Genomic DNA, 5708 nt, shown 5'->3' with positions numbered 1-5708 from the left:
TTCCCACTCTTCCCACTCTTCCCACTCTTCCCCCTCTTCCCCTCTTCCCCCTCTTATCTTCATCATCTTATATCGAGATCAGATTATATCAAGGTGTGTTAGAGGAAATAATTTTCCTGTTTGTATATTACCATTGACATCTACAGTGCTGTGACATAAAAACACCCTTTCTGTTACTCTCCCTAACAAGTCTCTCACTATTCTGGTGATTCTTTCTTCTTCTGACTCGATTTCTAGGTTGATTTGAGTTTTGTCAGGTTGCCACGATTTGAGAAAGATAGAGGAAGCAAATAATTCACTACTCTTACTCCAGTATGGTGAACTTACATCTAACCAAAATTGCCAAGGGTGATGTAGTCGAGATATGCGATATTGATAGATAGGCACGATCGAAACTGCATTATTTTGTACTTCTTGCAAGGGAGGAATAAAAGAGACAGGAAAAGGATTAGCGGTAATTGTACCTTTACGCAAGAGAGAGATAAATTGAGAGATGATGAGATTCATATTACTATGGTGCAATTTTTCTTGTATTTTGCCAAAATGCTCCGCCGTTTCTCTAAATTCTCGTAAAATTTTGATTTGACTAGCATTTAAAGAGTTTTTGTTAGTAAAAAATTCTTGGATAATGGCATCGATTATCCCTAAAAAGTGATTATTTCCTTGCTGTATCTCTGTTTTTTTCTCCTTCACCCAATCTCGAATCTGATTATAGGATTGTAAACTTTTGTGACTTAATCTATCCCAACGGCGAAAAGTCTCCACTTCTAACAGAGAAGGGTGTTGTAAATCGGGATAATAACAATAGTCTGCCAATAATCCTCCCCTGACTAAATCAATGTCTTCTGCTGAAAAAATAACTAACATTTCCGCCACCATATTAGGGGTGACTAATCGACCCAATCCCTCATACAATAATGGTAACATCGTTAAAATACTGCGCACTTGAGGCGATGTAATTAATGCCCTTTGCTCATTTACTACTTTAACCTTAATTCCCGCCTGTTCGATCGAACTAACTAATGTATAACGAGCAATTTCATCTAATCCTGCCACAATTACCGCAATATCTTGAGGTTGTACTTGTCCAGAGGTGATAGATTGAATAATATAATGGGCGGTTTCTAGTAATAAATCCCCTCGCAAATCAGTTTTTATAGCCGTCATCCCCTCTAGCATCGACTTAGGGAATGATTTACCTTGAATAATATTTAGTACTGATGTTTCTATTTTTGAGCCTAAACTGTCAATACTACTGACGAATAGAGATTCTTGTTGACAATAAGACGCTAATTGTTGTAAATATTCAGGATCAGCATTATAGCCTAATCTAGTTTTACCCGTATTATTGAAGGTAAAAACGCATCGATAGTCATTGTCTAAGAAAAATTGTGCTAAATTTTTACTGATAGCAGGGTAATCATCCACATCATCAGCAAAAAAGGCTTGATAATTATTCTTCAAATACTGTTGATATTGGGCATTAGGTAACAAATATCGCCAATATAGTTCAGATATTAAAGCATAGGTTAAGAATCCTTTGTCTAAGCAATATTTTCGCCATTGTAAAATTAATTCACCTATCAAAGTTACGATCGAGTGTGGATTGGGGATCATAATCATATTTGATTGTACAATTCGATCGACAATATTTTCAGAAGGAATGCCTCCCGTTGCCGCCAAAGTCATAAAATCGAGAATACGTCTTACGCAATCATACTCATTGCCAAAAATAGTTAATAACTCTGGAGTTAAAAAATCATGCCATAACTGAGTCGCCAATTCTTGCTCAGTTTCAGGACGCAAAGGAAGAGGTACAATAGAAGGTAAATCTAAAATTTGACAAATCAAAGGATAAAAAAGAAGTACATCCTCTCTCATCACCCCGAAAATGGTTTTAATTTTTCCCCTATAAAGAAGCGGATTTAAGTTTAAAAGAGTATCTTCTAGGATTTTTTTACCATGTTTATTTGCACATAAAATCAATGGTTTGTCGAGGGGGGAGGCATTTTTTGCCCATTCAAGAATCAGAGAAGCCAAACGAGTAGTTTTACCACAGCAACTATTACCAGTTATCCAGAGACATTGAGAGTTAGGCATGACAATTTAGAATGCAGAATTAAGAATTGAAAATAAATAACGAATTAGAATTAAGAAAGTAAAATATCAAATTTTTGATTATCGTGCCAACGATAAATATTAAAGTCTCTGAAATCGGTAGTTAAAATTCTATTTTCGTTAATTTCTTCCGCCAACACCACTAGAGAAGCATCTGCAAAATCCATTGGTAAATCAAAATATTTTTTCATTAGCTTAATCATTCTCATTAAATTATTCTCATTAAAATGAAAAATATCAATACCTCCTTTATTTAACTGATTTAAAAACTTAAATTGAACTTCTTGATTACATCTTTCTAATAATAAATAACTAGCTTCTACAATAATTGGATAAGTAATAATTAATTTCTCTTTAAGAGTACTAATCTTTTGTTTTGCTATCTGATGAAATTTATCTTTATTATTTGCTAAGGCTACAAAAAATCCAGTATCAGCAATAATCATAATTACACCTTTTTTGAAATAATATCCTTAACAATTTGTTCTGATTTTTCAGCTAAATCTGTTTCTCCAGAAAAACAACCAATAAAATCACTATTTCTTAGTTCTAATAAGGGATCATCCTCATTATTTTTAGAGCAATTATTTTGTTGTTTTTGAGTTTTTAGATAAGAAGTTAATTGACTTAATAAATTTTCTATAAATGTTAAGTCTTCGATCGTTAAATTATCAAGATTGTCTGTAATTCTTTTTTTTATTTCTAATTTATTCATGGGCTTAAATAACTAAAATGAGTTTATAAATATAATAGACAATTTATCAACATAAATCTTTAAATTAACAGGCAAGATGCCTGTTTTACGGTGGGGAAATTATAATTTTTAAGGAAGGAATGCCTCCCGTTGCCGTCAAAGTCATAAAATCGAGAATACGAAGGAAAGATTACTTTAAAGGGCGTAACATTTCTGATACTTTAATTTTAACGTCTGGAAAATTCAAGGGTTCGATCGAGCCTTCATCGTTTAAAATCATGGTAGTCTCATAATCGCCATTATTTGCTTGTCGATATATATAGAGTTGTCTTTGTTTAACATCCAATACCCAATACTCAGGAATATTACCACTGGCGTAGAGTTGACGTTTAATTTCTAAGTCGGTTTTTAAGGTAGTGTCAGCTATTTCCATGACGAGATAAACTTCTGTAGCTAAGGGGTGTCGATCGTCGTAATCTAAATGATCATACTTTACTATAGCAATATCAGGTTCAGGTTGTGAAATCTCATTAACAATAATTGGTAATTGAAGTCTAATTAAAATTTCATTTAATTGGTTAGTTAATAAGCGATTAGTACGAGTTATAGCGGCGGCATGAAAACTTCCTTGAGGCGACATCGTAATAATTTGTCCGTTAATTAATTCTACTTTTTCATCATTAGTCAAAATACCGACTTGTGCCATTAAATTATATTCTCTGACAGTCAACAGTCTTAAAGATGAAGAATCTATGACATTAGTGGAGGAAGATTTGGTGAGTAGCATATTCAGTTTCAAAATTTGAATATTGTTACGAATATTATAGCTTTTTAAAAAGTAAGCTATCTTTAAAATATCAAGAATAAAGGTTATCGATCGCTTTTTTTTAGGATAAAATAATAATTAAATAGTTCAGCCTAATGGGATTAAAGATATGCCAAAAATTAAGCTAGAAGCCCAACTATCAACGAAAGATTTATTACAAGCGGTAGAGCAATTAAGTAATTCTGAAATAGAAGAATTTATGCAAAATCTGATGACATTTAGGGCAAAACAAATTACTACCAATTTATCCAATAAAGAAACAGAGTTACTAATAAATATTAATAAAGTTTTAAATCAAGATATTCAAAAACGTTATCAATTACTAATTAAAAAGAGACAACAAGAAAACTTAATTGATAGTGAATATAAAGAGTTATTAAATTTGAATGAATTAATAGAAAAACATCAAAATGAACGTCTAAAATATCTAGTAGAATTAGCTAATTTACGAGGTTGTTCTTTGGAAAAATTAATAAATGATTTAGAAATTAAACCTGTAAATAATGAGTGATTATAAACTAACAGATGAATTAAAAAATATAGTTAGATTAAGAGCAAAAAACTGTTGTGAATATTGTTTATCTCAAGAACAATCTCAAAAGTATTTGAGTGAGTCATAAGACAAAGGGGAGGATTACTTTAAAGGGCGTAACATTTCTGATACGTTAATTTTAACGTCTGGAAAATTCAAGGGTTCGATCGAGCCTTCATCGTTTAAAATCATGGTAGTCTCATAATCTCCATTATTTGCTTGTCGATATATATAGAGTTGTCTTTGTTTAACATCCAATACCCAATACTCAGGAATATTACCACTGGCGTAGAGTTGACGTTTAATTTCTAAGTCGGTTTTTAAGGTGGTGTCGGCGATTTCCATGACGAGATAAACTTCTGTAGCTAAGGGGTGTCGATCGTCGTAATCTAAAGCATCATACTTTACTATGGCAATATCAGGTTCAGGTTGTGAAATTTCATTAACAATAATTGGTAATTGTTTTTGAATAATCACATTATCCTTAAAGACTTTACCAAATAAACGATCAGTGCGTCTAATGGCGGCGGCATGAAAACTTCCTTGAGGCGACATCGTAATAATTTGTCCGTTAATTAATTCTACTTTTTCGTCATTAGTCAAAATACCGACTTGTGCCATTAAATTATATTCTCTGACAGTCAACAGTCTTAAAGATAAAGAATCTATGGCATTAGTGGGAGAAGATTCGGTTAGTAGCATATTCATGTTCAGAGTTTGAATATTAAGTAAGTGAGTAAAATTAATTGTTGATACGACTAACTAAGATTAAAGAGGTAACAATTCCTGCAAAATGAGCGCCGATGGTATTAGTATTGGCTTGAATAATTAATAAATCTAAAGCATTGACAAACTGTTGAGGATTTGCACTTAATACCTGAGGAGAAAGGGTTAAGGATTTAGCTAGAGATAACCCGACAAGGGTTTCAGCACCAATTATTGCAAACAACATTCCCACTAAGTTGAATACTAAACCAATTTGAATTAAACGTATGGTTTCTGACTTTTTTGGTCGCATAGCTGGATCTCGATTTTGGATTTTTTTACCGATTTTTCCGTATCGATAACACAAAACAAGAGCAACAACTAACAAAACTATACTAATGAAAGCTGATATAATGCCAAATTGAACCGCTTGAAGATTTTGTTTACTTTCTGATAAAGCAGGAATGGAAAATAGTAGGGTGACGGTGGAGATAATTCCTAAAACAAGTTGCAACCAAAAACTCCAAAATCCCCATCTTTGTAAATTATTGGAAACTTTTTGTACAGCAGGTGGTAAAGAGGGTGCTAATTCAGATTCTCTGGACATAGGTTGATATTTTACTTTGTTAGGGAATAATTTTGATAGACTTTAGACCCCTATTTTACAATAAACTTCGCAAAGAGCATCCGTTGCTTTAGCTGTGGGATATATATTTTCAGTGAACTACCAACACTAACCTAGCGGTATAGTGTAGGCTTCATCTTTCACAGGCTCATGCCTCAAGACAGATTTACGTCCGCCTTTTGGTCTTACAGTGCCTCCAGATGCAGAA

General features: G+C 32.8%; 7 protein-coding genes. 1 reads left to right on the top strand and 6 read right to left on the bottom strand.

All coding sequences use genetic code 11. From position 1 onward, the window contains the following. Positions 1-78: 78 nt before the first annotated feature. The 4 genes from ACN4EE_RS21805 to ACN4EE_RS21790 form a co-directional block, all read right to left on the bottom strand. Positions 79-2100, bottom strand: a complete 2022-nt coding sequence (locus ACN4EE_RS21805; protein ID WP_431708620.1) for a PD-(D/E)XK nuclease family protein — start codon at positions 2098-2100, stop codon at positions 79-81. 50 nt (positions 2101-2150) lie between these two features. Then, the gene (locus ACN4EE_RS21800; RefSeq protein WP_431708618.1) at positions 2151-2564 is read right to left on the bottom strand and encodes a type II toxin-antitoxin system VapC family toxin; all 414 of its coding nucleotides are present in this window, start codon (positions 2562-2564) and stop codon (positions 2151-2153) included. A gap of 2 nt (positions 2565-2566) precedes the next feature. Further along, positions 2567-2833: a hypothetical protein gene (locus ACN4EE_RS21795; protein ID WP_431708617.1), complete on the bottom strand. Its 267-nt coding sequence runs from the start codon at positions 2831-2833 to the stop codon at positions 2567-2569. 169 nt (positions 2834-3002) lie between these two features. Next, complete coding sequence (locus ACN4EE_RS21790; RefSeq protein ID WP_431708616.1) at positions 3003-3599, bottom strand: Uma2 family endonuclease; 597 nt, start codon at positions 3597-3599, stop codon at positions 3003-3005. Positions 3600-3747: 148 nt separating this feature from the next. On the opposite strand from ACN4EE_RS21790, the gene ACN4EE_RS21785 reads away from it, so the two are divergent. Further along, complete coding sequence (locus tag ACN4EE_RS21785) at positions 3748-4149, top strand: STAS/SEC14 domain-containing protein (protein ID WP_431708615.1); 402 nt, start codon at positions 3748-3750, stop codon at positions 4147-4149. Between the two features lie 123 nt (positions 4150-4272). Here ACN4EE_RS21785 and ACN4EE_RS21780 read toward each other — a convergent pair whose 3' ends face one another. Continuing rightward, on the bottom strand, positions 4273-4872 hold the full coding sequence (locus tag ACN4EE_RS21780) for a Uma2 family endonuclease (RefSeq protein ID WP_431708614.1): 600 nt from the start codon (positions 4870-4872) through the stop codon (positions 4273-4275). A gap of 40 nt (positions 4873-4912) precedes the next feature. Then, positions 4913-5482, bottom strand: a complete 570-nt coding sequence (locus ACN4EE_RS21775; RefSeq protein WP_431708612.1) for a DUF3611 family protein — start codon at positions 5480-5482, stop codon at positions 4913-4915. Positions 5483-5708: the final 226 nt, after the last annotated feature.

This window comes from Geminocystis sp. CENA526, from assembly GCF_050753365.1.
In the GTDB taxonomy this organism is placed as follows: domain Bacteria; phylum Cyanobacteriota; class Cyanobacteriia; order Cyanobacteriales; family Cyanobacteriaceae; genus Geminocystis.
This window is presented reverse-complemented; position numbering and strand designations above follow the sequence as displayed.

Excerpts from the sequence above, each read along its gene's own strand:
- ACN4EE_RS21805 (WP_431708620.1), bottom strand. The coding sequence starts at position 2,100 with ATGCCTAACTCTCAATGTCTCTGGATAACTGGTAATAGTTGCTGTGGT.
- ACN4EE_RS21800 (WP_431708618.1), bottom strand. The coding sequence starts at position 2,564 with ATGATTATTGCTGATACTGGATTTTTTGTAGCCTTAGCAAATAATAAA.
- ACN4EE_RS21795 (WP_431708617.1), bottom strand. The coding sequence starts at position 2,833 with ATGAATAAATTAGAAATAAAAAAAAGAATTACAGACAATCTTGATAAT.
- ACN4EE_RS21790 (WP_431708616.1), bottom strand. The coding sequence starts at position 3,599 with ATGCTACTCACCAAATCTTCCTCCACTAATGTCATAGATTCTTCATCT.
- ACN4EE_RS21785 (WP_431708615.1), top strand. The coding sequence starts at position 3,748 with ATGCCAAAAATTAAGCTAGAAGCCCAACTATCAACGAAAGATTTATTA.
- ACN4EE_RS21780 (WP_431708614.1), bottom strand. The coding sequence starts at position 4,872 with ATGCTACTAACCGAATCTTCTCCCACTAATGCCATAGATTCTTTATCT.
- ACN4EE_RS21775 (WP_431708612.1), bottom strand. The coding sequence starts at position 5,482 with ATGTCCAGAGAATCTGAATTAGCACCCTCTTTACCACCTGCTGTACAA.